Here is a 24,169-nt window from a genome sequence, read left to right as displayed (position 1 = left end):
GGTGCGAGGGCTGCCCCCACAGTTGGGACAGCGCTATCGCATGCCTAGAATTCTAGGGGGGATGCATGTTGCGCTGCAATATTTTTTGAGGTCTCCGGCCCTGGAGTCGGGCCTCTAAATGCGCAAAATCACCGCCAGAGCAGGTGGCCATGACGAGCGGTCGCCTGATAAATGGGGTCAGATCGCCGCCGAGTGGCTCGAACGGCTCATGGAACGAAGGAACGACGATGGAATGCACGATCAACTGGATGGGCGCCGAGGGCATGAGCTTCATCGCTGAGACCGGCAGCGGCCACATGATCGCCATGGACGGCGCGCCGGACGGCGGCGGGCGCAATCTGGCGCCGCGTCCGATGGAGACGGTGCTGGCCGGCACCGGCGGCTGCACGGCCTATGACGTGGTGCTCATCCTCAAGCGCGGCCGGCACGATGTCCGCGGCTGCCAGGTCAAGCTGAGCGCCGACCGCGCGGAGGTCGATCCCAAGGTCTTCACGAAGATCCACATGCACTTCGTCGTGACAGGAAAGAACCTGCCGCAGGCCACGGTCGAGCGCGCGGTGCAGCTCTCCCATGAGAAGTATTGTTCCGCCAGCATCATGCTGGCGAAGACCGCCGAAATCACGACGTCGGTGGAGATCGTCGAAGGCTGATCCGCTTCGCCGGCGGGAGGGCGGGGCCTGCTGAGCTGCTAGAGATGGTGGGCGGTGCGCGTCATGACCTTGGCAGCGAGTCGCATCAGCCCGCGAACCGGTGCAGGCAGCTCGACGCCACCCAGTTCCCTCGCCTCCTCGGCGTGGCGGGCTTCTTCTTCCTTCATCTGCGCCACGACGGCCCTGGAACTGCGGTCGCCTTCTGGCAGACGCGTCAGGTGGCTGGCCAGATGGGCCTCCACCTGGCGCTCGGTCTCGATGACGAAACCCAGGCTGACCTTGTCGCCGATCAGCCCGGCGATCGATCCGATCGCGAAGGCGCCGCCGTACCAGAGGGGATTGAGCAGGCTAGGGCGGTCGTTGAGCGCGCGCAGCCGATCGGCGCACCACGCGAGATGGTCGATCTCCTCCTGGGCGGCGTGTTCGAGGTGCTGCCGGAGGGCGTCATCGCGTGTGGTCAAGGCCTGGGCGCGGTAGAGTGCCTGCGCGCAGACCTCGCCGACATGGTTGACCCGCATCAGCGACGCCGCCAGTTTCCGTTGCGATTCGTCCAGCGGGGCATCCGGCGTTGGTGCCTCAGGCGCAGGTCGCGCCATGGGCGCCACCCCCGCCAGCGTCTTCAAGCCGTGGTCCAGCGTGGATATCCACGCGTCCGTTCTGGAAAGTATGCGCGCTGGGCGCTGAGGCCGAAATTCCATCTTGAATGCTCGCCGTGGGCATGGCTCCGCAGTTTAGAAGCGGGGCGTCAAGCGGTTCGCCGACCCAGGTCGATCCTTTGTGCGAATGCGTGATGACACAATTTTTTAATCCCATACGCGTTGCTTCGATCCAACGAAATCAGGACTTTTACGGGGTGGCTGCTGGTCAGGCGTGATGGGACCTGTTGCAATACACCACAGCTTCATTGCAGGAGCTTGGTTTGCGGGTGATCTACCAACCGCAACCTCATTGAAGATCTAGGAGTCTCTAATGAAGAAATCTCTCGTCGCGCTGGCAGTGCTGGCTGGTTTCGCTGGTGCCGCTGCCGCTCAATCGTCCGTGACGCTGTTCGGCGTGATCGACGTGGCCGCCCGTTACACGAAGGCCAATGGCAACGACACGAAGCAACTGACGAACGACGGCAGCTCCTCCAGCCGCATCGGCGTCCGTGGCGTCGAAGACCTGGGTGGCGGCCTGAAGGCTGGCTTCTGGCTGGAAGGCGCCCTGGCTGCCGACACCGGCACCGCTGACGCTTCCCGTTTCTGGGGCCGTCGCGCTTCCGTGAGCCTGATGGGCGACTTCGGTGAAGTCCGTCTGGGCCGTGGCAAGACCTCGACCCGCCTGGTCGTCGATGACTTCGATGTCTACTCGACCACCGGTCTGGGCGACGTCACCCGCACGTACAGCCTGCTGGGTTCGAACATCGACACGATCAACCGTTCGGACAACCTGGTTCAGTACTTCCTGCCGGCCGACCTGGGCGGCGTGTACGGCTCGTTCGACGTGGCCGCTGGTGAAGGCACCGACGGCAAGAAGTCGTTCGGTGGCCGTCTGGGCTACAAGATCGCCGACTTCAACGTCGCCGGTGGCTACCAGTCGACCGACTCGCTGGGCTCGAAGTTCAAGCAGCTGTCGCTGGGCGCCAGCTACGACTTCAAGGTCGTGAAGGTGCAAGGTCTGTTCAGCCAGCTGAAGTTCGGTTCGCGCAAGCAGAACCTCTTCACCGTTGGCGCCGTGGTCCCGGTGACGGCTGCCGGCTCGGTGACCGCCCAGTACACCAAGGCTGAGACCAACGGTGCTGCTGACGCTGTCGTGGCTTCCCGCGGCGACGCGCAAGCTTTCTCGATCGGCTACCAGCACAACCTGTCGAAGCGCACCGCGCTGTACACGACCGCGTCGATCATCGACAACGACAACGCGAACTTCCGCGTTCAGAACAACGCCGTTGCTGCCGCTCGCGGTGGCAAGTCGGGCGGCCTGGACGTCGGCGTCAAGCACAGCTTCTGATCCCCGGATCAGCGCACTGCGCTACGAAAGCCGCCCCTCGGGGCGGCTTTTTTTCGTCTCAACGTTTGCCCGTACGGGTGGTGTCGCGCAGGTGCCAGGTCTTGCGCGTGTCGATCAAGCACTGTCGCCGCAACGCACTGTTGTGGATTTTGTAGACAGTGATCGCGGGTTTTCCCTCTGTCGTGGCGTCACAAACTTGACAGGGTTTGCTCGCGTGGGCGATGTGCAACACAAAGCGTCTCCGTCTGGGGGCTTCGCTGAGAATCGATTCCGGCGACCACACCAAACAAATAGGAGACATCACATGAAAAAAGCCGCCTTGGCGCTGAGCATCCTGGCAGCGAGCACCAGCGCCGCCTGGGCACAGTCGAGCGTGCAGCTCTACGGCATCGTGGACGTGGGTCTGCGCTGGACCAGCAACGCGAACGCCGGAAGCTCGGAGAAGCAAGTCATCCCTGGCGGCATGTCCCAGAGCCGGCTCGGCGTGAACGTGACCGAGGACATGGGTGGCGGCCTGAAGGCCATCGCCAACCTGGAGCACCGCCTGAACTCGGACACAGGCACCGTGGCAGCGGCCGACTTCTGGCGCCAGTCCTGGGTTGGCATCCAGTCCGCCGACTTCGGTCGCCTCACGCTGGGCCGCCAGTACAACATCCTGTTCGACATCTACACGTCGACCTACGCGTCGTTCAAGTACTCGCCCTACATCGAGGCGTACAAGCCTGAAATCGGCCTCTCGATGGGCGCCCGCCAGGACAACATGGTCAAGTACCTGTTCGAGAAGGGCCCCATCCGTGGCGAGGTCCAGGTCTCCGCCGGTGAAGGCAACTCGCAGAACAAGTCCTTCGGCGGTCTGCTGCGCTACAACCAGGGCCCGATCGCCTTCGGCGGTGCTTTCCTGCAGGTCGAGGACACGCTCGGCAAGAAGGTCAAGGGCTACACCGCAGGCGGCGCATACACGAGCGGCCCGTGGTACATCAACCTGTCCTGGGCGACCAACAAGTTCGACCGCGGCGGTCTGCTGGGTGCGGCCTACACGTCCGGCCTGCTGGGCAACGTGCTGAATGCGGCTGCGAACGACGTGAAGAAGCGGGACATGATTTCGGTCGGCGCAGCCTACCAACTGACCCCGCAGCTGAATCTGGGCGCCCACTACTGGTACGCCACGCAGACGCACTACTCTGCGGCACTGGCCAACACCAAGAGCAAGGGACACTACGTCGCCTTCGTCGCCGACTACGCCTTCTCCAAGCGCACGGACGCCTACCTCGAGCTGGATTACACCAAGCACGAAGGCGCGGTCCGCTTCGCCAACAACGCCGAAAAGCGCGGCGGATCGATCGTCGGTATCCGCCACCGCTTCTGATCCGTGCCATCGCGCGCGGCGTGCCGCGCGCGCCGGCCTTCCGTCAAACCGCCTCCGGGCGGTTTTTTCGTGGGCGCGCATCGGTTCGAGCGACGTCGCGTTCATGCCGCGTCAAGGGCTTACCCACTTGCCGGTGGGCGTACGCTCCTTGATGATGCTTCCTTCTGAAGCGTCCCGCCTCCGGGGTCAGGTCGTGCCAGGGCCGGTCACAAGCCGCATCGCCCGAGCCCATGCCGGAGGCCCCCGTCCATGCTGGTTTTCATTCTTCGCCGTCTGGCGCAGGCCCTCGTCGTCATGCTGACGGTGGCCTTCATCGCCTTCATGCTGTTCCAGTACGTCGGCGACCCGGTCAACAACCTGCTCGGCCAGGACGCCACGCCCGAACAGCGCGAGCAGCTGCGCAAGGACCTGGGACTCGATCAGAGCTTCATGGTGCAGTTCGCGCATTTCGCCGGCAACGCCGCGCAAGGCGAATTCGGTGTCAGCCTGAAACAGGGACGCAAGGTGTCCGCGCTGATCGCCGAGCGCTTGCCGGCGACGCTCGAGTTGTCGGCGACGGCGGCCGTCATCGCGCTGGTGTTCGGTATCCCGTTGGGGGTCTACGCAGCGCTGAGACGGGGGAGCTTCGGCTCGCAGCTGCTGATGACGCTGTCGCTGCTGGGCGTCGCGCTGCCGACGTTCCTCATCGGGATCCTGCTGATCCTCGTCTTCGCGGTCCAACTGGCCTGGCTGCCGAGCTACGGCCGGGGCGAGGTCGTGATGCTCGGCGCGTGGAGCACCGGTCTGCTCACCGGCGACGGCCTGCGTCACCTGCTGCTGCCGGGCGTCACGCTGGCGGTGTTCCAGCTGACGCTGATCATGCGCATCGTGCGGGCCGAGATGCTGGAGGTGCTGCGCGCCGACTACATCAAGTTCGCGCGCGCGCGGGGTCTGAGCGACCGGACGATCTACTTCGGACACGCGCTGAAGAACACGCTGGTGCCGGTCATCACGATCACCGGCTTGCAGTTGGGATCGCTGATTGCCTTTGCGATCATCACGGAGACCGTGTTTCAATGGCCCGGCATGGGGTTGCTGTTCATCCAGGCGGTCCAGTTCGCCGATATTCCGGTGATGGCGGCCTACCTCTGCCTGATCTCGCTGATCTTCGTCGTGATCAACCTGGTCGTCGACCTGCTGTACTTCGCCGTCGATCCGCGCTTGCGCGTGAGCGGCGGCGCGCACTGACATGAACGTCCCAGAGCATTTGACCGCCAGCGCGGCGGGCACCTACCAGCGCCTCTTCGAGGCGCGCGGTGAACTCGTCGCCTTGCGACGTGAGCTGCACACGATGCCGGAACTCGGTTTCGAGGAGCACCGCACCGCCGCGCGCATCGTGCAGGCGCTGAAGGCTTGCGGTGTCGACGAGATCCACCAGGGCCTGGGCCGTACCGGGATCGTCGCGACCATCCATGGACAGACGACGCCGGGCACGCCGCCCAGGCTTTTCGGGCTGCGCGCAGACATGGACGCGCTGCCGCTGCGCGAACAGAACGACTTCGCCTGGCGGTCGTCGACGCCCGGGCTGATGCATGCGTGCGGCCATGACGGCCATTGCGCGATGCTGGTGGGCACGGCCCGCTACCTGGCGCAGACGAGACGCTTCGCGGGCACGGCGGTGCTGGTGTTCCAGCCTGGCGAAGAGGGATACGGCGGTGCGCGCGAGATGATCGCCGACGGCCTGTTCGAGCGCTTCCCGGTGGAGTCCATCTACGCGATGCACAACTGGCCGCACCTGCCGCCGGGCAAGATCGGCTTGAACCGAGGCGCGATGATGGCCGCGGCGGACCGCGTGAACATCACGATCCAGGGACGCGGCGGCCACGGCGCGCACCCCCACCTGAGCGTCGATCCGGTATTGATCGCCGGCCATGTGATCACCGCGGTGCAGAGCCTGGTGTCGCGCAACATCGCGCCGATCGAGCAGGCGGTCGTCAGCCTCTGCTCGATGCACGCCGGTGAACCCAGCGCCTTCAGCGTGATCCCCGAGGCCGCACAGCTGACCGGCACCGTCCGCAGCTTCAAGCCCGAAGTGCAGCAACTGCTCGAGGAGCGGATGACGCGACTGGTCGAATCGGTCGCGCTGGGCTTCGGCGCGAGCGCCAAGGTCGACTACCAGCGCCTCTATCCGGCGACGGTCAACAGTGCGCGCGAAGCGGATTTCGCCGTGCGCGTCGCGCAATCGCTGGTCGGCGCCGAGAACGTCGACGACAAGCTCGTGCCCAGCATGGGCTCCGAGGACTTCGCCTTCATGTTGCAGGCGCGGCCCGGCGCCTATCTCCGACTGGGGCAGGGCGGTCCCTGCGGCCTGCATCAGCCGCGCTACGACTTCAATGACGAGATCCTGCCGCTCGGGTCCGCGCTGTTCGCGGCCCTTGTCGAGCAGGGACTCCCACTCGCGCCGCATTGAGCGGGTCCGTCCCGCCCCATCGCTACGACAGCCCGCCAAAGCCCGCCATTCCCCGCCTCCGCGATCCCCGCATGACCGCCTCCCTTCCTCCTCCGCCGGCCTCCGGCGCGCCGGCTCCGCGTCCGCCGAATGCGCTCAAGCGCTTCTTCGACGGCGATGTCTGGCACTCGTTCACCCGATCGCCGTTCGCGATGGTCGCGGCTTTCGTCGCGCTCTGCTGCCTGGTCTGCGCGCTGTTCGCGAACTGGATCGCGCCGCACGATCCGTTCGATCTCTCCGCGCTGGAGCTGATGGACTCCCGGCTGCCGCCGGCCTGGATCGAGGGCGGCTCGGCCAAGTACCTGCTCGGCACCGACGACCAGGGACGCGATCTCCTGTCCGCGATCATGTACGGCGCTCGCATCTCGCTGCTGGTGGGCGTGGCCTCGGTGATCCTGTCGATGATCATCGGCGTCGGCCTGGGATTGCTGTCCGGCTTCGTCGGCGGCAAGGTGGACGCGTTCATCATGCGCATCTGCGACGTGATGCTGTCCTTTCCGTCGATCCTGATCGCGCTGCTGATCGACGGCGTGGGGCGCGTCGTCTTCAAGGACGCGCACGAGTCGCTCGCCTTCGCGGTGCTGATCCTGGCGATCTCGCTGACAGGCTGGGTGCAGTACGCGCGCACGGTGCGCGGCTCGACGATGGTCGAGCGCAACAAGGAATACGTGCAGGCCGCGCGCGTGATCGGTGTCCAGCCCATGGCGATCATGTGGCGCCATGTGCTGCCCAACGTCACCGGCCCCGTGCTGGTGCTGGCGACGCTGCAGGTCGCGTCGGCGATCCTGACCGAGGCCACCCTGTCCTTCCTGGGCGTCGGCGTCCCGCCGACCAGTCCCTCGCTGGGCACCCTGATCCGCATCGGCAACGACTTCCTGTTCTCCGGGGAATGGTGGATCACCATCTGGCCCAGCACGATGCTGGTACTGATCACGGTGTCGGTGAACATGCTCGGCGATTGGTTGCGCGATGCGCTCAATCCCCGTCTGCGCTGATTGGATGGACAGCCCATGACCGCCCCCGCACCTCTTTTGCAAGTCCGCCATCTGCGCGTGGAGTTCCCGACCCGGCGCGGCACGCTGCTCGCGCTGGACGACGTGTCCTTCGACATCGCACCGGGTGAAGTGCTCGGCGTCGTCGGCGAATCCGGCGCCGGCAAGTCGCTGACCGGCGCCGCGATCATCGGCCTGCTCGAGCCGCCGGGCCGCATCGCCGGCGGCGAGATCCTGCTTGAAGGCCGACGCATCGACAACCTGCCTGCCGATCAGATGCGCCGTGTGCGCGGCCGGCAGATCGGCGCGATCTTCCAGGATCCGCTGACCTCGCTCAATCCGCTGTACACGGTGGGGCGGCAACTGGTCGAGACGATCACGACGCATCTTGGCCTGAGCGCGAAGCAGGCGCGCGCCCGCGCGATCGAGCTGCTCGCGGCCACCGGCATCCCGGCGCCCGAGGCGCGCGTGGACCAGTACCCGCACCAGTTCTCCGGCGGCATGCGACAGCGCGTGGTGATCGCGCTCGCGCTCGCGGCCGATCCGAAGCTCATCGTCGCGGACGAGCCGACGACGGCGCTGGACGTGTCGATCCAGGCGCAGATCATCGCCTTGCTCAAGCGCGTGTGCCGGGAGCAAGGCGCCGCAGTCATGCTGGTCACGCACGACATGGGCGTGATCGCGGAGACCTGCGACCGTGTCGCGGTGATGTATGCCGGGCGCGTGGCGGAGATCGGACCGGTCCAGGAGGTGATCCATCGCCCCGGTCATCCGTACACCTCGGGATTGATGGGATCCATCCCCGCGATGGACGAGGACCGAGAGCGGCTGGTGCAGATCGACGGCGCGATGCCGCGGCTCACGTCGATCCCGACGGGTTGCGCTTTCCATCCGCGTTGCCCGCGGGCATTCGATCGCTGCCACGAGCAGCGCCCCGAGTTGATGAAGGCGCCCGCGACCCAGGCGGCGTGCTGGTTGCATGCCGCGAACGCCGCCGTCGTGCAGGGAGGTGTCGCATGACGGTCGTGAACGGGACGCCACGCGCGGCGGGACCGGCGGTCGCGACCGGCGATGCGGCGCAGGTTCGGCCTGGCGCGGCGCTGGTCGAGGTCCGCGACCTGGCGAAGACCTTCGACGTGTCGGCGCCATGGCTGAACCGCGTGATCGAGCGCAAGTCCCGGCAGTTCGTCCATGCCGTGGACGGCGTCAGCTTCTCGATCGAGAAGGGAAAGACGCTGGCGCTGGTCGGGGAGTCGGGCTGCGGCAAGAGCACCGTGGCCCGTCTGCTGGTCGGTCTGTACGCACCGACGCACGGCGAGGTGCGATTCGACGATGCCGATATCGCGACGACGCTGAAGGGGCCGGCGGCGCTGGCCTTGCGACGCCGGATGCAGATGATCTTCCAGGATCCGTATGCGAGCCTGAACCCGCGCTGGAAGGTGCAGGACATCGTCGCCGAACCCTTGCGCGAGCATGGCCTGGTGCGTGACGCGCAGGCGCTGAAGCAACGCGTGGGGGAGCTGCTGAACTCGGTGGGGCTGGCGCCGGCGGACGCGGAGAAGTTTCCTCATCAGTTCTCCGGCGGCCAGCGTCAGCGCATCTCGATCGCCCGCGCGCTGGCGACGGAGCCGGAGTTCCTCGTCTGCGACGAGCCGACATCGGCGCTCGATGTCTCGGTGCAGGCGCAGGTGCTGAACATCATGAAGGACCTGCAGCGCAAGCAGGGCCTGACCTATCTGTTCATCTCGCACAACCTCGCGGTGGTGCGGCACGTGGCCGATCAGGTGGGCGTGATGTATCTGGGCCGGCTGGTGGAACAGGCGGACAAGCGCGCGCTGTTCGCGACGCCGCGGCATCCGTACACGAGGATGCTGCTCGATGCGATTCCCGACATCCACATGACGGGGCGCTCGCGCACGCCGGTGCAGGGGGAGGTGCCCAATCCGCTGAATCCCCCGAGCGGCTGCAGCTTCCACCCTCGCTGCCCGCACGCGAACACGCGCTGCAGCACGGAGCGGCCGCAGCTGCTGCCGTTCCAGGGCGTCCGCGTGGCTTGCCACGCGGTGGAGGAGGGGCGGATCTGAGATCCCCTTTCAGCGGACCTTGCGGGGCTCGCGGATCTCGCGGATCTCGCGGCGTCAGTCCGCGGCGCTGGCTGCCGAGGCTGGCGGGGAGGCAGTCGTCGCCGAAGACGGCGCCGGATGCTTTGCCTGAGGCAATTGCAGCGGTCGCTTCTGGCCGCAGGCGCTGAGCGCGAGCGCGGCCGCGCACAACATCAGGGTTGTCATGGCCTTGGCGGCGCGGCGGCGGGTCGGCGTGGAGGCAAGGCCTACACTTCGCGTCTTCACGTTCTTCATGGGCTCGCAGTCTAGTCCCTCGCGAGCCCGCTCCCGACTGCCCATGATGCCCACGCCACTGACCGATGCCGATTACGACGCCCGCACCGACGCCGTGCTGGCCAGCATTGAATCCGACATCGACACCTGGCTCGATGACGATGTGGTCGACATCGACCAGCATCGCACCGGCGGCCTGCTGGAGCTGGAGTTCCAGGATCGCAGCAAGATCGTCGTGAACACGCAGCCGCCGCTGCATGAGCTGTGGCTCGCATCGCGCCGCGGCGGGTATCACTTCAAGTTCGTGGACGGCCAGTGGATCGACACCAAGGACGGCATCCCCTTCTTCGATCGACTGTCCGAGGAGGCGTCTCACCACGCCGGACAGCCGTTGAGTTTCACCCAGGTCTGAAGTCGAGGCCTCATGAAAAAGGCGCCCCGCGGGGCGCCTTTGTGTTGGGGGTGTCGTTCAACGCTTGAAGAGATCCAGGATGCTCTTCTTCTCCTCCTCGGAACCCGAGGCCGGCACCTGCTCCTCGGTGCCGAGCGTCTTCACGCCATTGTTGCCGGCGAATTCGTCGTAGTACCACTCGCCGTTGAAGTTGACGACGCCTTCGGGAGGCTGGATCTCCTGCACCGGCGTGTTCCGGAGCGCGTACTGCATGAACTCGATCCAGACGGGCAGGGCCAGTCCACCGCCGGTCTCGCGGTCGCCCAGCTTGCGCGGCTGGTCGTAGCCGATCCACACCACCGACACCAGCTCCGGCTGGAAGCCTGCGAACCAGGCATCCATCGAGTCGTTGGTCGTGCCGGTCTTGCCGTAGATGTCCGGACGTTTGAGCGTGGCCTGCGTCCTGGCAGCCGTGCCGCTGCGCGCCACCTCCTGCAGCAGACTGTCCATCAGATACGCGTTGCGCGGTTCGATGGCCCTCTGCGAGTCTTCGAACTGCTTGGGCTGCTGCTGGTACAGCACGCGACCCGCATGGTCCGTGATGCGCTGAACCAGTTGCGGCGCGATCCGGTAGCCGCCGTTCGCGAAGACGGAGTACGCCTGCGCCATCTGCATCGGTGTCACCGAGCCCGCGCCCAGCGCCATGGTCAGGTAGGCCGGATGCTTGTCGGCGTCGAAACCGAAGCGGGTGATCCAATCCTGCGCGTATTTCACGCCGACCGACTGCAGTACCCGGATCGACACCATGTTCTTGGACTTGGCGAGCGCGCGTCGCAGCGGCATCGGGCCGTCGAACTGGCCGTCATAGTTCTTGGGTTCCCACGGCTGGCTGCCGGTGGTCGTCGCGTCGAAGAAGAGCGGCCCGTCATTGACGATGGTGGCGCCGTTGAATCCCTTCTCCAGGGCCGCCGAGTAGATGAACGGCTTGAAGCTGGAGCCGGGCTGCCGCCAAGCCTGGGTGACGTGGTTGAACTTGTTCTTGTTGTAATCGAAGCCGCCCACCAGCGCGCGCACGCTGCCGTCCTTCGGGCTGAGCGCCACCATCGCGCCTTCGACCTCGGGGAGCTGGGTGATCGTCCACTCGTCCTTGTTGTTCCGGGTCAGCTTGATCACGCGGATCACCGCGCCGCGTCGGATGCGCGTCTTCGGGTTGCCCTTTTCGGACAGCCCGGAGGTCGCCGGCTTGAGTCCCTCGCCGGTGATGGTCACCGACTCGCCGCTCTGCAAGGCCGCCACGACCTGCTTCGGGCTGGACTCCAGCACGACGGCGGGCAGCAGTTCGTCGTTGGCCGGGTGGTCGGACAGCGCCTCGGCGACGCGGGTGTCGAGTTCCTTCGGGTCGGCTGGCAGATCCACATAGGCCTCGGGGCCCCGGTACACCTGGCGGCGTTCGTAATCCATGATGCCGCGCCGCAGCGCGCGGTAGGCGCGCTCCTGCTCGTCGGCGTGCAGCGTCAGATAGACATTCAGGCCGCGCGTGTAGGCCTCGTCGCCGTACTGGCTGAAGATGAGCTGCCGGGCCAGCTCCGCGACATATTCCGCATGGCTGGCGGCTTCCTGGGGCGGCCGGATGCGCAGTTTCTCGGCCTTGGCCTGGGCGTGCTGCTCGGGCGTGATGAAGCCCATTTCCAGCATCCGGTCGATGATGTATTGCTGACGCAACACTGCGCGACGCGGATTGTTGATGGGGTTGTAAGCAGATGGTGCTTTCGGCAACCCGGCGAGCATGGCTGCTTCCGCGACCGACAGGTCCTTCAGCGGCTTGCCGAAGTAGACCTCGCTGGCGGCCGCGAAGCCATAGGCACGGTGCCCCAGGAAGATCTGGTTCATGTAGATCTCGAGGATCTTCTCCTTGGGCAGCGCGCTCTCGATCTTCAGCGCCAGCAGGATCTCGTAGATCTTGCGGGTGAACGTCTTCTCGGTGGAGAGATAGAAGTTCCTCGCCACCTGCATCGTGATGGTCGAGGCGCCCTGGCTCTTGGACTCGCTGACATTGGCCAGACCTGCCCGGATCACGCCCAGGTAGTCCACGCCGCCGTGCTGGTAGAAGCGCGCGTCCTCGATGGCCAGGATCGCGTCCTGCATCAGCTTGGGGATCTCGCGGATGTCGGAATAGCTGCGCCGCTCTTCGCCGTACTCGGCCAGCAACTGTCCCTCGCTGGACATGACGCGCAGCGGCAGCTTGGGCCGATAGTCGGTCAGGCCGCTGATGTCGGGCAGTTGAGGGTAGGCGATCGCCAGCGCCATGCCGACCAGCAGCACGACGGCGCCGATGCCAGCAAGCGCCAGCCCGAAGCACCAGCCGATGAGTCGCACGAACCAGGGCCGGCGCGGCTTGGCGTCGGTCTTGGACTTCTTATTGCGGGGGGTGTCGTTCTTGTCTTTCCTGGAAGCGCTGCCCTTGCCCGGATCGGACGGGGCGTCGAAGGAAGGTTCGTTGTCAGGAGAATTCTTCGAGGGCATGGGCCGGAGTGTGCATTCTTGCGTGCCTGGCCGCGCCCTATCAGGGCCTCTACGGGTGACGATGCGGGCCGCGAGCGACGATTATAGGAACGGCCCCCCTGTGGGGCCTCGCCGGTCCGATCCGTGCCCGCTTGACTGTTACAAGTGCTGAGGGAACTTTCGCGGACACTGCGCGGCTGCCTTTTCTTCCACACCCGGATCACCCCTCTTGAAGGTGTTCCGGCGGGGGATTCGGCAAAGTGGGAATCTGTGCAAAACCGCTCGAAACGGGGAGTAAATGGGCCATTTCTCGGCGCTTTACCACTCGTCGGTGGCGTGTATGTTACGCAACGCTGCGTTACTTGCTGTGACCGCTTTGCCTTGGGGCGACAAAGGCTTTGCTGATAGCATTCAAGTAACTTATTAACAAACCGGCGCATGAGCGGCGCGTTGGGGGAACGCATCATGGGGCTGTTGGACCTACTGCGCGGACGTGCGCATCCACCCATGATTGGCCTGGACATCTCGTCGTCCAGCGTCAAGCTTGTGGAATTGAGTCAAAACTCGAATGGCGAATACGTGCTTGAACGTTTCGCCACCGAACCATTCGAAAAAGGCTGGATTACCGACGGCCAGATCGAGAAATTCGACGAGGTCGCGGACGCAGTCCGCCGGGTGGTCACGCGCAGTGGCAGCCGAACCCGTCAGGCGTCGCTCGCGATGCCTCAGAGCTCCGTGATCACGAAGAAGATCATGCTGCCGGCCGGCCTCCGCGAGGAAGAGCTCGAGTTGCAGGTCGAGGCGGAAGCCAACCAGTACATCCCTTTCTCGCTGGACGAGGTGTCGCTGGATTTCTGCGTCATCGGTCCGAGCCCGACTTCGGTCGGCGACGTCGAGGTGCTGATCGCCGCTTCCCGCAAGGATCGCGTGCAGGATCGCCAGGCGTTGGCAGAGGCTGCCGGCCTGAGGCCGGTGGTGCTGGACATCGAGTCCCACGCCTCCCGGATGGCGGTTGGCCGCCTGGTCGAGACGCTGCCGAACGAAGGCAAGGATGCGCTGGTCGCGCTGTTCGAGATCGGTGCCGACACCACGTCGCTGAAGGTCCTGCGTGACGACGAGATGCTCTACGACCGCGATCAGGCCTTCGGTGGTTCGCAGTTGACCCAGCTGATTTCGCGACAGTACGGTTTCTCGTTCGAGGAAGCGGAGTTGAAAAAGCTCAGCGGCGAACTGCCGGACGATTACGACAGCCAGGTGCTGAATCCCTTCGTCGACTCGTTGTCCCAGGAGATCGGCCGTGCGCTGCAGTACTTCTTCACCAGCACGCCGCATCACAAGGTTCACTACGTGATGCTGGCCGGCGGCACGGCTACCCTGCCCGGTCTCAAGGAGCGGGTGACGGAGTTGACCGGTTTCGCCTGCATGGTGGTCAACCCGTTCGAGAACATGGTGCTCGGTTCTGCCGTGCGCGAATCCAAGCTGCGCCGTGAAGCGCCGGCGTATCTCACAGCGTGCGGCCTCGCCATGCGGAGGTTCTTTCAGTGATTCTGATCAACCTGCTCCCGCACCGCGAGGAGAAACGCAAGCGCCGCAAGGCCGCGTTCTTCGTCGGGCTGGGAATGTCCTTCGTCGTCGGCCTGCTGATCGCGGCCTTCATCTATCTGCTGCTGCAGCAGTTGACCGCCGCGCAAGCCGCGCGCAATGACTTCCTGAAAGCCGAGATCACCAAGCTCGACATCCAGATCAAGGACATTGCCACGCTGCGGGCGGAGATCGACGCGTTGCGCGCCCGCCAACGTGCGGTCGAGAACCTGCAGAGCGACCGCAACACGCCGGTGCACCTGCTCAACGAGCTGGCCAAGTTCACGCCGGAAGGCGTCTTCCTCCAGTCGATGCGTCAGACCGGCAAGGTCGTGGTGATCTCCGGTGTCGCGGCCTCCAACGAGCGCGTGTCCGAGATGCTGCGCAACCTGAGTCGCGCCGAATGGGTCGAGGCTCCTGATCTCGTCGAGATCAAGTCCGCCGCAGTGAACCCGCGTGATCCGCGTCGGCTGTTCGACTTCTCCATCAAGGTCGGCATCAAGAGCGTGACGCCGGACCCGGTGGCTGGAGCCGCGAGCGGCCCGGGCGCCACGCCGAACGCCCCGGCGAAGAAGGTGTGAGGACCCCATGGCAACGCTAAAAAACCTGGACCTCAACGCGTGGTTCGCGGACTTCACCGGTCAGTTCCAGAATCTGAACATGCAGGAGCCCGGCCAGTGGCCGCCGGCGCCGCGCTATGTGACATTCATCCTGGTAGCCCTGCTGACGGTGGGACTGGGCTGGTTCGCCGTGCTTTCGGATGAGCAATCGGCCCTCGATGCTGAAGTCCAGAAGGAACCGACGTTGAAGGAAGACTTCAACAACAAGCTGACGCAGGCCGTGAACCTGCCGGAGCTGCGCAAGCAGAAAAGCCAGGTCGAGGAATACGTGCTGCAGCTCGAGAAGCAGCTTCCCGGCAAGGCCGAGATGGATGCGCTGCTGTCGGACATCAACCAGGCGGGCTTGGGACGTGGCCTGCAGTTCGAACTGTTCCGGCCGTCCGGCATCGTCATGCGCGACTACTACGCCGAACAACCGATCGCGATCCGGGTGACGGGCCGCTATCACGACATCGGGGCCTTCACGGCTGACGTGTCGAATCTGTCCCGGATCGTCACGCTGCACGACCTGAACATCAACGTCCCCGGCGTGCCGACCGGCGCCGGGACGCCGCCCCGCACCGACACCAACGCGACCTTGGCGATGGACGCCACGGCCCGGACCTATCGGTACCTCGATCCGACCGAGGTCGAGGAGCAGAAGAAGGCCGCGGCGGCCGTGGAGAAGAAGAAATGACGCGCATCGTTCGCCTCCGCAGGGCGTCGCCCGAGACGGCGATGTCGGATCGAGCGCCCGTTCGCGCGTTCGTCCTGCTCGGCCTTGCCGTCGCCGGCGCACTCCTGACGGGTTGCACCTCCAGCACGGAAGAGCTTCAGCAATGGATGGACGAACAGCGCGCACAGGCGCGTCCGACCGTCAAGCCGCTGACACCACCGAAGACCTTCCAGCCCCAACCTTACGAGGCGCAGGCGGTGGTTGATCCGTTCAGCACGCAAAAGCTGACGGTCGCATTGCGTCGCGAGGCCGCACAGCCCAGTTCACTGCTGGCTGCAGAGATGAAACGCCGCCGGGAACCGCTGGAAGCCTTCCCGCTGGACACGATGGCGATGGTCGGCAGCGTCTCGAGGGATGGCCGTCCGTATGCGCTGCTACGGGTGGACAGCCTGTTGTATCAGGCGCGGGTCGGTGACTACCTGGGCCAGAACTTCGGCCGTATCACCAAGATCAGCGAAACCGAAATCACGTTGCGAGAAGTCGTCCAGGACGCTGCGGGCGAATGGATTGAACGCACCAGTACTCTCCAGCTTCAGGAGCAGGGACGATGAAGAACACTGTTGTGGAGAACGCTTCGATGAGCGTCCGAACGAGGGAACGACAAGGGCGTGCCATGCGCTGGCAAACCCTGGCCTGCGCGGTAGGTATGGCGGTGCTGTTGCCCGTCCAGGCCTGGGCGCAGAACATGATCAAGTCGATCAGCGCGACGCAGCAATCGGGCTCGGACATCGTCCGTATCGAGCTGGCGCAACCGCTGAACGAAGTGCCACGCGGCTTCGCCGTGCAGGTGCCGCCGCGCATTGCGCTGGACCTGCCGGGTGTGTCGAATGGCCTGGGCCGCAACGCGGTCGAGATCAATTCGGGCAACATGCGCTCGGCGAACGTCGCCCAGGCGGGTGATCGTTCCCGCGTGGTGCTGAACCTGCGCCAGGCCAGCACTTTCCGCGCGCAGTTGCAGGACAACTCGCTGCTGATCTTCCTGGATGGCGCGTCGGGTCCGGCGGCTGCCGCTGCGGCCCCGTCGTCAGCGGCGTCGGAGCCCCTTCACTTCGCACCGAGTCAGAACGCTGCCGCGCAAGGCCTGCAGGACATCGACTTCCGCCGCGGCAATGACGGCGCGGGTCGGGTCGTCGTGAACCTGCCGAGCAGCCAGGTCGGCGTCGACATCCAGCAGCAAGGACAGGCGCTGGTCGTCGAATTCCTGCGCAGCACCTTGCCGGAACGCCTCCGCCGCAAGCTGGACGTCACGGACTTCGGTACGCCGGTCCAGTCGATCGTGGCGACCCAGCAGGGTGACCGCGTGCGCCTGGTCGTCACGCCGAAGGGCGCCTGGGAGCACAGCGCCTACCAGAGCGACAACCAGTTCGTGCTGGAAGTGCGTCCGCAGAAGGTCGACCCGAACAAGCTGACGCAAGGTCCTGGTTATGCCGGTGACAAGCTGAGCCTGAACTTCCAGAACATCGATGTGCGTGCGCTGCTGCAGGTCATCGCCGACTTCACCAACTTCAACGTCGTGACGAGCGACACCGTCACCGGCAATGTGACGCTGCGCCTGAAGGACGTGCCGTGGGACCAGGCGCTGGACATCATCCTGCAAGCCAAGGGCCTGGGCATGCGCAAGTCCGGCAATGTGCTGTGGATCGCGCCGAAGGAAGAACTGGCCAACAAGGAAAAGGCCGAACTGGAAGCCAAGCAGGCGGTCGCCCAGCTGGAACCGCTGCGCACCCAATCCTTCCAGATGAACTACACGAAGGCCGAGGAAGTCGCCAAGGGACTGACGGGCCAGAACAACCAGGGCGGCGGTGGCAACCAGACGTCGCGGATCCTGTCGCCTCGCGGCAGCGTCATCTGGGAGACCCGGACGAACCAGCTGTTCGTGAGCGACATTCCGTCCAAGCTGGAGGAGATCCAGGCGCTGATCGCGAAGATCGACGTGCCGGTGCGCCAGGTGCTGATCGAAGCGCGCATCGTCGAGGCCGACGACAAGTTCGGACGCGCACTGGGCGTCAAGCTGGGCGCCAGCGACCTGCGCGGTCGGCAGGGCGGCATCCCCGGCTACAGCGTCGGCGGCAGCAACTATGTGACCGTCGGCGGCAATTACTCGGCGATCGGCTCGGCGACGAACCAGCAGGCGTCCTACAACTACGCGGACTCGCAATTCGTGAACCTGCCCGCCAACGTTGCAGGCGACGCCTTCGGCGGCGCGACGGCCGCGAACTTCGCCCTGTCGCTGTTCAGTGCCACCGCGAACCGTTTCCTGAATCTCGAGATCTCCGCATTGGAAGCGGACGGACGCGGCAAGATCGTGTCCAGCCCGCGCGTCGTCACGGCCGACCAGACCAAGGCGCTGATCGAGCAGGGTGAAGAAATCCCGTATCAGCAGTCGACCTCCAGCGGCGCCACGTCTATCAGCTTCAAGAAGGCCGTGCTGAAACTGGAAGTCACGCCGCAGATCACGCCGGAAGGCAACGTGATCCTGACGGTGGACGTCAACAAGGACAGCCGCGGCACGTTGACTCCTCAAGGCTATGCGATCAACAACAAGCATGTGCAGACGCTGGTCCTGGTCGAGAACGGCGGCACCGTCGTGATCGGCGGCATCTACACGCAGGAAGACCTCGAGAGCGAGAACAAGGTGCCCTACCTCGGCGATATCCCGCTGCTGGGCAACCTCTTCAAGAACAAGTCACGCAGCACCGCTAAAACGGAACTGCTGATCTTCATCACGCCGAAGGTGGTGAGCGACCGGGTGACGTCGACGACGGCGACGGTGCGCTGATCCTGCCGCGAGCAGGAACGGACGAGTCATCAATCACGGGAGTGGCCGCGCAAGTGAAAGCTCGGCCTGTTTGGAGTAGCAAGGCATGACCACATTTGCAACGTACGCGCGGGCCCTCAAGGCTGCCGTCCTGGGGGCCTTCGTGGCCGGTACGCTGGCCGCGTGCGGCGGCGGCGGCGGTAGCGCTGGCGATCAGCTCAACGGCGGCGGCAACGGCGGCACGGGCGGCGGCGGCACTGTCGCCGTGGCCGATGTGTCGGCTGTGCTGAGCAAGTCCACGATGGCCAACGACGGCACCGAGACACTGACCCTGACGGCCACCGCATTGGATGCCAATCGTGGCGGCATCACGGGCGCCACCCTGCGGGTCGGTGTCACCGATCCCAACAACTCGGTCTTCGCGTCGGCCTCGACCCTGACGACGGACAGCACCGGCACGGGCACAGCGACGATCTCGCTGGGCGCCGACCATTCGCTGCGCACGGTCACCGTGAACGTCGCAGGTGGTTCCGTCACGAAGAGCGCCACGTTCAACGTGGTCCAGACGACCGTGCCGTCGACCGAACCGGCCGAACTGTCGCTGGCGCTCGACAAGTACACCGTGTCGAATTCCGGCACGGACACCGTCGTGGCAACCGCCACGGCCGTGGACGCCAACCGCAACGTGATGAGCAACGTGCCCGTCGCCTTCTCGGTCAACAATGGTGCCACGGTGAGCGTTGTCAACGCCAACACCGGCGCTGCCGGCACCTCGATCGCCAACGTGCGGATCGGAACCGACAAGTCGAACCGGGTCGTGACCGTCACCGCGAAGAGCGGCACGCTCACGAAGACGGCCAGCTTCCAGGTCAGCGGTGCGAAGCTGACGGCCTCGGCCGTGCCTTCCGCCCCGACGGCGGGTTCCACGGGCAACACCGTCCAGTTCCGCCTGGCGGACACTAACGACAACGCGATCAGCGGTCAGACCATCACGGTCACGGCACCGGGACAGACTGCGGCCACGGGGACCACCGATAACAGCGGTGCCTACACCTACACCTACACCGCGCCGACCGCGCCGGGCGCCTACAACATCACCGCTGTCGGCGGTGGTGTGACCACGGTCACCTCGGTGATCGTGTCGTCCGCGGGCACCGTCATCCCGCCGGTCACCACGCCGGCGGCGGGCACCACGTTCTCCGCTAATCCGCAGGTCATCGCCGTCAACGCAGCGGGCTCCACGTCCAATCGCGTCGAGTTGCGCACCCTGTTCCAGGCGTCGAACAACGCGCCGCTGCAGAACATCCGCGTGCGTTTCGAACCGTTCGGTGCAGCGTCTATCGCGGTGGGCGGGACGATCAGCTCGGGCACCTCGCTGGTGTATAGCGATGCTTCCGGCAATGCGACCTCGAGCTACTACCCGGGTACTACGGCCAGCGCCACGAACGGTCTGACGATCCGTGCCTGCTGGGATTACACCGATTTCGCCGTGGGTACTTGCCCGAACGCCATGACCGCCGCGTTGACCGTGGTGGCGAGTCCGTTGGCGATCAGCATCGGCACCGATTCGACGCTGCAGGAAGGGGCGACGAAGCTGACCTACATCAAGCGTTTCGTCGTGCTGGTGGTGGATGCCGCTGGCCGCCCCGCTGCCGGTGTGGACATCCAGCCTTTGGTTGACCTGAAGCGCTACTACAAGGGCGCCTACGCTGTAGGCACCGATGCTGCGGGCGCCGATGCGTGGGTTCCCTTCTACTACCTGAACACCATCAGCAACGCCAATGTTGTCAATGGGCAGGCCGCCTGCTTGAACGAGGACGATGACAACGACGGCATCCTCGATGCCGGCGAGGATCGCAACGGGAACGGGGTGCTCGAACCGCGTAAGTCGGACGTGCAGATCTCCTATGAAAGCGCCGCTACCAAAACTGACGCGTCGGGCCAGTTGGTCATCAAGATCGAGTACGCCAAGAGTCTGGCCACATGGGTTGATTACGTCATTACCGCCTCGGCGACTGGTGTGGTGAGTCCGCCTGCAACCTTCGCTGACCGGTTGACCGCACAGTCGGCGGACTTTTCGACGCTGACGACGTCGCCGTCGTTCCAGAACAGTCCGTACGGCAAAGTGCGGTTGTCCACCGACACCGTTGGTTCCTACTGCACCTCGCCGAACTGAGCGTGCCGACGACACAGTGCCAGTGATCCTGAGCCTGGTTGGCATGCCGGGCGGTGGAAAGTCCACCGTCGGGCGCATGCTGGCCCGGCAGCTGGACATCGCCTTCGTCGATTCCGACGCCGAGATCGAAAAGGATCTCGGCGGCGAGACGATCAAGGACTACTTCGCCCGTGAGGGCGAAGCGTCGTTTCGGGATCTCGAATCGCGCGTCATCGCGCGCCTGCTCGAAGGAGCGCGGGCTGGCCGCGAGTTGGTGCTCGCGACTGGCGGCGGTGCCGTCCTCCGCGAGATCAACCGCGATCGCCTCAAGACGGATTCGACAGTCGTGTACCTTCGCTCGTCGCCTGAAGAACTCTTCCGGCGATTGAGGCACGACACGCAACGTCCGCTGCTGCAGGTGGCCAATCCACTGGCGAAGCTGCGCGAGCTGTATGGACAGCGTGATCCGCTGTACCGGCGCTGCGCGCATTTCGTGCTCGAGTCCAGCCGCCCCTCGGTGCATGGCTTGTCGAACATGATCCTGATGCAGCTGGAGCTGGCGGGACTGATCGATCCGGCGCGGGTCGCGGCCACCGTGGGGGCCAGCGAGGCCCCGTACACTTCCAGGAATGACCGCACCGGCTCCTGACTCCTCGTCCACCGTCGCCATCGACCTCGGCGACCGGCGCTACGACATCCTGATCGGCCCCGGCCTCCTCGACGCACCGTCGTCATGGTCAGGATTGCCGCGGGCTTCCGCAGCATTGATCGTCACCAACGACGTGGTGGCGCCGATCTACCTGGATCGACTGAAGCGTCAGCTGGCGCCCCATTACGCGCGGACTGAGACCGTGGTCCTGCCGGACGGCGAGCAACACAAGAACTGGGCGTCTCTCGACGTCGTCATCGACCAGCTCCTCGCCGGCGCGGCCGATCGCAAGACCGTGCTGTTCGCGTTGGGGGGCGGCGTGATCGGCGACCTCACCGGTTTCGCCGCGGCGATCTACATGCGCGGCGTGCCGTTCGTGCAGGTGCCGACGACCTTGCTGGCGCAGGTCGACTCGTCGGTCGGCGGCAAGACAGCCATCAATCATCCGCGCGGGAAGAACATGGTTGGCGCGTTCTATCAGCCAGCCCGTGTCATCGCCGATCTCGACACGCTCGATACCTTGCCCGAGCGCGAACTCTCCGCGGGTCTTGCCGAGATCATCAAGTACGGACCGATCGCCGACACGACCTTCCTTGAGTGGATCGAGAACAACCTCGACGCGATGTTGGCGCGGGACAAGTCAGCGCTGGCTTACGCGGTCAAGCGCAGTTGCGAGATCAAGGCCTGGGTCGTCGGGCAGGACGAACGCGAAGCAGGGCTGCGGGCCATCCTGAACTTCGGCCATACCTTCGGCCATGCGATCGAGACGGGCTTCGGCTACGGTGCCTGGCTGCACGGCGAGGGCGTGGGCTGCGGCATGGTCCTGGCTTCCGAGCTGTCAGTGCGGCTGGGACTGATGCCGCCGTCCTTTGTCGGCCGGATGTCGCGACTGATCGAGCGGGCGCGCTTGCCGATCCAGGCGCCTGCCATGGCGATGGATCGATGGCTCGAACTCATGCGAGTCGACAAGAAGAACGAAGGCGGCGAGATCCGGTTCGTTGTCATCGAGGGCCTTGGCAAGGCGGGCATGCGGGGGGCTCCCGATGCGCTGGTGGCCGAGGTGATCTCCGCGCACACCGGGCCCGGATCCCACTGAAAGCCTGAACCGACCATGATGATGCTGCGCGCGCCCTTTGCTTCCGACCCCGCGCGCAGTCGGGGTCGACGGTATGCCGAGGCTTCCGCGCCGACGCGCAGCGAATTCCAGCGTGATCGCGACCGGATCGTCCACAGCACGGCATTCCGCCGGCTGGTCTACAAGACGCAGGTATTCCTCAACCATGAGGGCGACCTGTTCCGGACCCGGCTGACGCATTCGCTGGAAGTCGCCCAGCTGGGGCGTTCGATCGCACGGAGCCTGTCGCTCGACGAGGACCTCGTCGAGACCATTGCGCTGGCCCACGATCTGGGGCACACGCCCTTCGGCCACGCGGGACAGGATGTGCTGAACGATTGCATGACGGCTCACGGCGGGTTCGAACACAACCTGCAGTCCCTGCGGGTGGTCGACAAGCTGGAGCAGCGCTACCCGGCCTTCGACGGGCTCAATCTCAGTTTCGAGAGCCGGGAAGGCATCCTGAAGCATTGCAGCAAGCGCGATGCGCAGCGCATCGAGGACCGCGAGCCCGGGGGCGTCGCGGCGCGCTTTCTGGTCGGCGGACAGCCGAGCCTGGAGGCGCAGCTCTGCAACCTGGCCGACGAGGTGGCCTACAACGCGCACGACGTGGACGACGGCGTGCGATCGGGCCTCGTGACCTTGGAGCAGCTGGAGCAGATACCGCTCGTCCACCGCTACCTGCGGGAGACACTGGCCGCGTATCCGGGCCTGACTGGCAAGCGCCTGCTCGCGGAGACCATCCGCCGGATGCTGTCGCAGCAGGTCTACGACATCATCGACGCCACGCGCATGGCCATCGAGGATGCCGCGCCGGCTGACGCGCAGGATGCGCGCACGAAGGGACCGCTGGTCCGCTTCAGCCCCGAGATGCGCCAGGCGAGTACGGAGCTGAAGCGCTTCCTGTTCGCCAACCTCTATCGTCATCCTGTCGTGCAGCAGCAGCGCGACCGGGCCGAGCAGGTGCTGCGAGAGCTGTTTCAGCTCTACCTCAGCGATCCGGGGCATCTCCCGCCGGACTTCGCGGACGGCGAGGACCATGCGCGCGCCTGCGCCGACTACATCGCCGGCATGACGGACCGATTTGCCCTCAAGGAGCACGAGCGGCTCACCGGAAAGAAGCTCATCGCATAATTGGGGACAGACTACAGTCCCCCGCCATGGCACGACTTTCCCGGCTGGCGCTCGCCGGCCATCTGCACCACCTGATCCACCGCGGGCACAACCTGCAGCCCATCGTCCTCGACGACGACGACCGCCGGGCGCTGCTCGCCGCGCTCCAGGACAGTGCCGCCACTCACAAGGTCGCAATCCACGCCTACGTGCTGATGCCCAACCATCTGCACCTGCTGGCAACCCCCGCTGCAGACGAGGGCTTGAGTCGGATGATGCAGGCGCTGGGGCGTCGCTACGTGAGCGCCTTCAATCTTCGCCACGGACGGGTTGGCACCTTGTGGGAAGGACGCTTTCGTGCCTCGCCGCTGGAGGCGGAGAGCCACCTGCTCACTGTCATGCGTAGCATCGAGTTGAACCCACAGCGTGCTGGACTCAGCGCGGAGCCAGGCGATTTCGCCTGGTCGTCGGCGGCGCACCATCTCGGACGCCGACGCGATCCGCTCATCAGCGATCCACCTGGTTTCTGGGCGCTGGGCAACACGCCGTTTGAACGCGAACTCGCCTGGCGTCGCTGGCTGGAGGAGGGGGAGTCGGAAGCGGAGCGCGCACGCCTCGTCAATGCGGCACTCAAGGGCTGGCCCCTCGGATCGGCACGTTTCCTGCAGGTGCTGAGTGAGATCAGCCCACGGCCCATGAGCCCGCGGCCACGTGGGCGCCCGCGCAAGACCAAAGCGACAACCCCCGGGTGAT

22 protein-coding genes are annotated in these 24,169 nt (G+C 65.4%); 19 read left to right on the top strand and 3 right to left on the bottom strand.

Going from position 1 to position 24,169, the window contains the following annotated elements:
- The first annotated feature begins 227 nt into the window (after positions 1-227).
- On the top strand, positions 228-650 hold the full coding sequence (locus PV762_RS10730; RefSeq protein WP_421035023.1) for an OsmC family protein: 423 nt from the start codon (positions 228-230) through the stop codon (positions 648-650).
- 38 nt (positions 651-688) lie between these two features.
- Here PV762_RS10730 and coq7 read toward each other — a convergent pair whose 3' ends face one another.
- Entirely contained in the window at positions 689-1,348 is a 660-nt protein-coding gene (gene coq7 / locus PV762_RS10725) for a 2-polyprenyl-3-methyl-6-methoxy-1,4-benzoquinone monooxygenase (protein WP_421035022.1), read from the bottom strand.
- A 271-nt stretch (positions 1,349-1,619) separates the two neighbouring features.
- On the opposite strand from coq7, the gene PV762_RS10720 reads away from it, so the two are divergent.
- The 7 genes from PV762_RS10720 to PV762_RS10690 all read left to right on the top strand — a co-directional run bounded on the left by PV762_RS10720 (position 1,620) and on the right by PV762_RS10690 (position 9,566).
- Positions 1,620-2,636 carry a porin gene (locus tag PV762_RS10720; RefSeq protein ID WP_421035021.1) on the top strand — a complete coding sequence of 339 codons (1,017 nt, stop codon included), beginning with the start codon at positions 1,620-1,622 and terminating at the stop codon, positions 2,634-2,636.
- Between the two features lie 304 nt (positions 2,637-2,940).
- A complete protein-coding gene (locus tag PV762_RS10715; protein WP_421035020.1) occupies positions 2,941-4,002 on the top strand; it encodes a porin in 1,062 nt (353 codons plus the stop codon).
- A 249-nt stretch (positions 4,003-4,251) separates the two neighbouring features.
- Positions 4,252-5,229 (top strand): ABC transporter permease, encoded by a 978-nt coding sequence (locus PV762_RS10710; RefSeq protein ID WP_421035019.1) that lies wholly within the window; start codon positions 4,252-4,254, stop codon positions 5,227-5,229.
- A gap of 1 nt (position 5,230) precedes the next feature.
- A complete protein-coding gene (locus tag PV762_RS10705) occupies positions 5,231-6,451 on the top strand; it encodes a M20 aminoacylase family protein (RefSeq protein WP_421035018.1) in 1,221 nt (406 codons plus the stop codon).
- A gap of 71 nt (positions 6,452-6,522) precedes the next feature.
- Entirely contained in the window at positions 6,523-7,485 is a 963-nt protein-coding gene (locus PV762_RS10700; RefSeq protein ID WP_421035017.1) for an ABC transporter permease, read from the top strand.
- A 15-nt stretch (positions 7,486-7,500) separates the two neighbouring features.
- On the top strand, positions 7,501-8,502 hold the full coding sequence (locus PV762_RS10695) for an ABC transporter ATP-binding protein (protein ID WP_421035016.1): 1,002 nt from the start codon (positions 7,501-7,503) through the stop codon (positions 8,500-8,502).
- Entirely contained in the window at positions 8,499-9,566 is a 1,068-nt protein-coding gene (locus tag PV762_RS10690) for an ABC transporter ATP-binding protein (protein ID WP_421035015.1), read from the top strand. The genes PV762_RS10695 and PV762_RS10690 overlap by 4 nt, the downstream gene beginning before the upstream one ends.
- A gap of 54 nt (positions 9,567-9,620) precedes the next feature.
- Here the strand turns inward: PV762_RS10690 and lptM are convergent, their stop codons facing one another.
- Positions 9,621-9,839, bottom strand: a complete 219-nt coding sequence (gene lptM, locus PV762_RS10685) for an LPS translocon maturation chaperone LptM (RefSeq protein ID WP_421035014.1) — start codon at positions 9,837-9,839, stop codon at positions 9,621-9,623.
- A 43-nt stretch (positions 9,840-9,882) separates the two neighbouring features.
- On the opposite strand from lptM, the gene cyaY reads away from it, so the two are divergent.
- Positions 9,883-10,230: an iron donor protein CyaY gene (gene cyaY, locus PV762_RS10680; RefSeq protein ID WP_421035013.1), complete on the top strand. Its 348-nt coding sequence runs from the start codon at positions 9,883-9,885 to the stop codon at positions 10,228-10,230.
- A 57-nt stretch (positions 10,231-10,287) separates the two neighbouring features.
- Here cyaY and PV762_RS10675 read toward each other — a convergent pair whose 3' ends face one another.
- The gene (locus PV762_RS10675; RefSeq protein ID WP_421035012.1) at positions 10,288-12,732 is read right to left on the bottom strand and encodes a penicillin-binding protein 1A; all 2,445 of its coding nucleotides are present in this window, start codon (positions 12,730-12,732) and stop codon (positions 10,288-10,290) included.
- 444 nt (positions 12,733-13,176) lie between these two features.
- Here PV762_RS10675 and PV762_RS10670 point away from each other — a divergent pair, with 444 nt between their 5' ends.
- The 10 genes from PV762_RS10670 (at position 13,177) to PV762_RS10625 (ending at position 24,168) form a co-directional block, all read left to right on the top strand.
- Positions 13,177-14,256 carry a pilus assembly protein PilM gene (locus tag PV762_RS10670; protein WP_421035228.1) on the top strand — a complete coding sequence of 360 codons (1,080 nt, stop codon included), beginning with the start codon at positions 13,177-13,179 and terminating at the stop codon, positions 14,254-14,256.
- Entirely contained in the window at positions 14,253-14,873 is a 621-nt protein-coding gene (locus tag PV762_RS10665; RefSeq protein ID WP_421035011.1) for a PilN domain-containing protein, read from the top strand. Before PV762_RS10670 ends, PV762_RS10665 begins: the two co-directional genes overlap by 4 nt.
- A 7-nt stretch (positions 14,874-14,880) precedes the next feature.
- Positions 14,881-15,588, top strand: a complete 708-nt coding sequence (locus tag PV762_RS10660) for a type 4a pilus biogenesis protein PilO (protein ID WP_421035010.1) — start codon at positions 14,881-14,883, stop codon at positions 15,586-15,588.
- Positions 15,589-15,629: 41 nt separating this feature from the next.
- The gene (locus PV762_RS10655) at positions 15,630-16,178 is read left to right on the top strand and encodes a pilus assembly protein PilP (protein WP_421035227.1); all 549 of its coding nucleotides are present in this window, start codon (positions 15,630-15,632) and stop codon (positions 16,176-16,178) included.
- A 62-nt stretch (positions 16,179-16,240) separates the two neighbouring features.
- On the top strand, positions 16,241-18,406 hold the full coding sequence (gene pilQ, locus PV762_RS10650) for a type IV pilus secretin PilQ (protein ID WP_421035009.1): 2,166 nt from the start codon (positions 16,241-16,243) through the stop codon (positions 18,404-18,406).
- A gap of 85 nt (positions 18,407-18,491) precedes the next feature.
- On the top strand, positions 18,492-20,561 hold the full coding sequence (locus PV762_RS10645; protein ID WP_421035008.1) for a hypothetical protein: 2,070 nt from the start codon (positions 18,492-18,494) through the stop codon (positions 20,559-20,561).
- 22 nt (positions 20,562-20,583) lie between these two features.
- Positions 20,584-21,189, top strand: coding sequence for a shikimate kinase (locus PV762_RS10640; protein ID WP_421035007.1), 606 nt, complete (start codon positions 20,584-20,586; stop codon positions 21,187-21,189).
- Positions 21,170-22,285, top strand: coding sequence for a 3-dehydroquinate synthase (aroB, locus tag PV762_RS10635; protein ID WP_421035006.1), 1,116 nt, complete (start codon positions 21,170-21,172; stop codon positions 22,283-22,285). Before PV762_RS10640 ends, aroB begins: the two co-directional genes overlap by 20 nt.
- 21 nt (positions 22,286-22,306) lie before the next feature.
- Positions 22,307-23,437 carry a deoxyguanosinetriphosphate triphosphohydrolase gene (locus PV762_RS10630; RefSeq protein ID WP_421035226.1) on the top strand — a complete coding sequence of 377 codons (1,131 nt, stop codon included), beginning with the start codon at positions 22,307-22,309 and terminating at the stop codon, positions 23,435-23,437.
- A 26-nt stretch (positions 23,438-23,463) separates the two neighbouring features.
- Positions 23,464-24,168, top strand: coding sequence for a transposase (locus PV762_RS10625; protein ID WP_421035005.1), 705 nt, complete (start codon positions 23,464-23,466; stop codon positions 24,166-24,168).
- The last annotated feature ends 1 nt before the right edge of the window (position 24,169 follow it).

It is taken from the genome of Mitsuaria sp. CC2, assembly GCF_048957715.1.
Lineage (GTDB): Bacteria > Pseudomonadota > Gammaproteobacteria > Burkholderiales > Burkholderiaceae_C > Roseateles.
Note: the sequence above shows the minus strand (reverse complement) of the source record. Positions and strands in the feature narration are given on the sequence as shown.

Excerpts from the sequence above, each read along its gene's own strand:
- PV762_RS10730 (WP_421035023.1), top strand. The coding sequence starts at position 228 with ATGGAATGCACGATCAACTGGATGGGCGCCGAGGGCATGAGCTTCATC.
- coq7 (WP_421035022.1), bottom strand. The coding sequence starts at position 1,348 with ATGGAATTTCGGCCTCAGCGCCCAGCGCGCATACTTTCCAGAACGGAC.
- PV762_RS10720 (WP_421035021.1), top strand. The coding sequence starts at position 1,620 with ATGAAGAAATCTCTCGTCGCGCTGGCAGTGCTGGCTGGTTTCGCTGGT.
- PV762_RS10715 (WP_421035020.1), top strand. The coding sequence starts at position 2,941 with ATGAAAAAAGCCGCCTTGGCGCTGAGCATCCTGGCAGCGAGCACCAGC.
- PV762_RS10710 (WP_421035019.1), top strand. The coding sequence starts at position 4,252 with ATGCTGGTTTTCATTCTTCGCCGTCTGGCGCAGGCCCTCGTCGTCATG.
- PV762_RS10705 (WP_421035018.1), top strand. The coding sequence starts at position 5,231 with ATGAACGTCCCAGAGCATTTGACCGCCAGCGCGGCGGGCACCTACCAG.
- PV762_RS10700 (WP_421035017.1), top strand. The coding sequence starts at position 6,523 with ATGACCGCCTCCCTTCCTCCTCCGCCGGCCTCCGGCGCGCCGGCTCCG.
- PV762_RS10695 (WP_421035016.1), top strand. The coding sequence starts at position 7,501 with ATGACCGCCCCCGCACCTCTTTTGCAAGTCCGCCATCTGCGCGTGGAG.
- PV762_RS10690 (WP_421035015.1), top strand. The coding sequence starts at position 8,499 with ATGACGGTCGTGAACGGGACGCCACGCGCGGCGGGACCGGCGGTCGCG.
- lptM (WP_421035014.1), bottom strand. The coding sequence starts at position 9,839 with ATGAAGAACGTGAAGACGCGAAGTGTAGGCCTTGCCTCCACGCCGACC.
- cyaY (WP_421035013.1), top strand. The coding sequence starts at position 9,883 with ATGATGCCCACGCCACTGACCGATGCCGATTACGACGCCCGCACCGAC.
- PV762_RS10675 (WP_421035012.1), bottom strand. The coding sequence starts at position 12,732 with ATGCCCTCGAAGAATTCTCCTGACAACGAACCTTCCTTCGACGCCCCG.
- PV762_RS10670 (WP_421035228.1), top strand. The coding sequence starts at position 13,177 with ATGGGGCTGTTGGACCTACTGCGCGGACGTGCGCATCCACCCATGATT.
- PV762_RS10660 (WP_421035010.1), top strand. The coding sequence starts at position 14,881 with ATGGCAACGCTAAAAAACCTGGACCTCAACGCGTGGTTCGCGGACTTC.
- PV762_RS10655 (WP_421035227.1), top strand. The coding sequence starts at position 15,630 with ATGTCGGATCGAGCGCCCGTTCGCGCGTTCGTCCTGCTCGGCCTTGCC.
- pilQ (WP_421035009.1), top strand. The coding sequence starts at position 16,241 with ATGCGCTGGCAAACCCTGGCCTGCGCGGTAGGTATGGCGGTGCTGTTG.
- PV762_RS10645 (WP_421035008.1), top strand. The coding sequence starts at position 18,492 with ATGACCACATTTGCAACGTACGCGCGGGCCCTCAAGGCTGCCGTCCTG.
- aroB (WP_421035006.1), top strand. The coding sequence starts at position 21,170 with ATGACCGCACCGGCTCCTGACTCCTCGTCCACCGTCGCCATCGACCTC.
- PV762_RS10630 (WP_421035226.1), top strand. The coding sequence starts at position 22,307 with ATGCTGCGCGCGCCCTTTGCTTCCGACCCCGCGCGCAGTCGGGGTCGA.
- PV762_RS10625 (WP_421035005.1), top strand. The coding sequence starts at position 23,464 with ATGGCACGACTTTCCCGGCTGGCGCTCGCCGGCCATCTGCACCACCTG.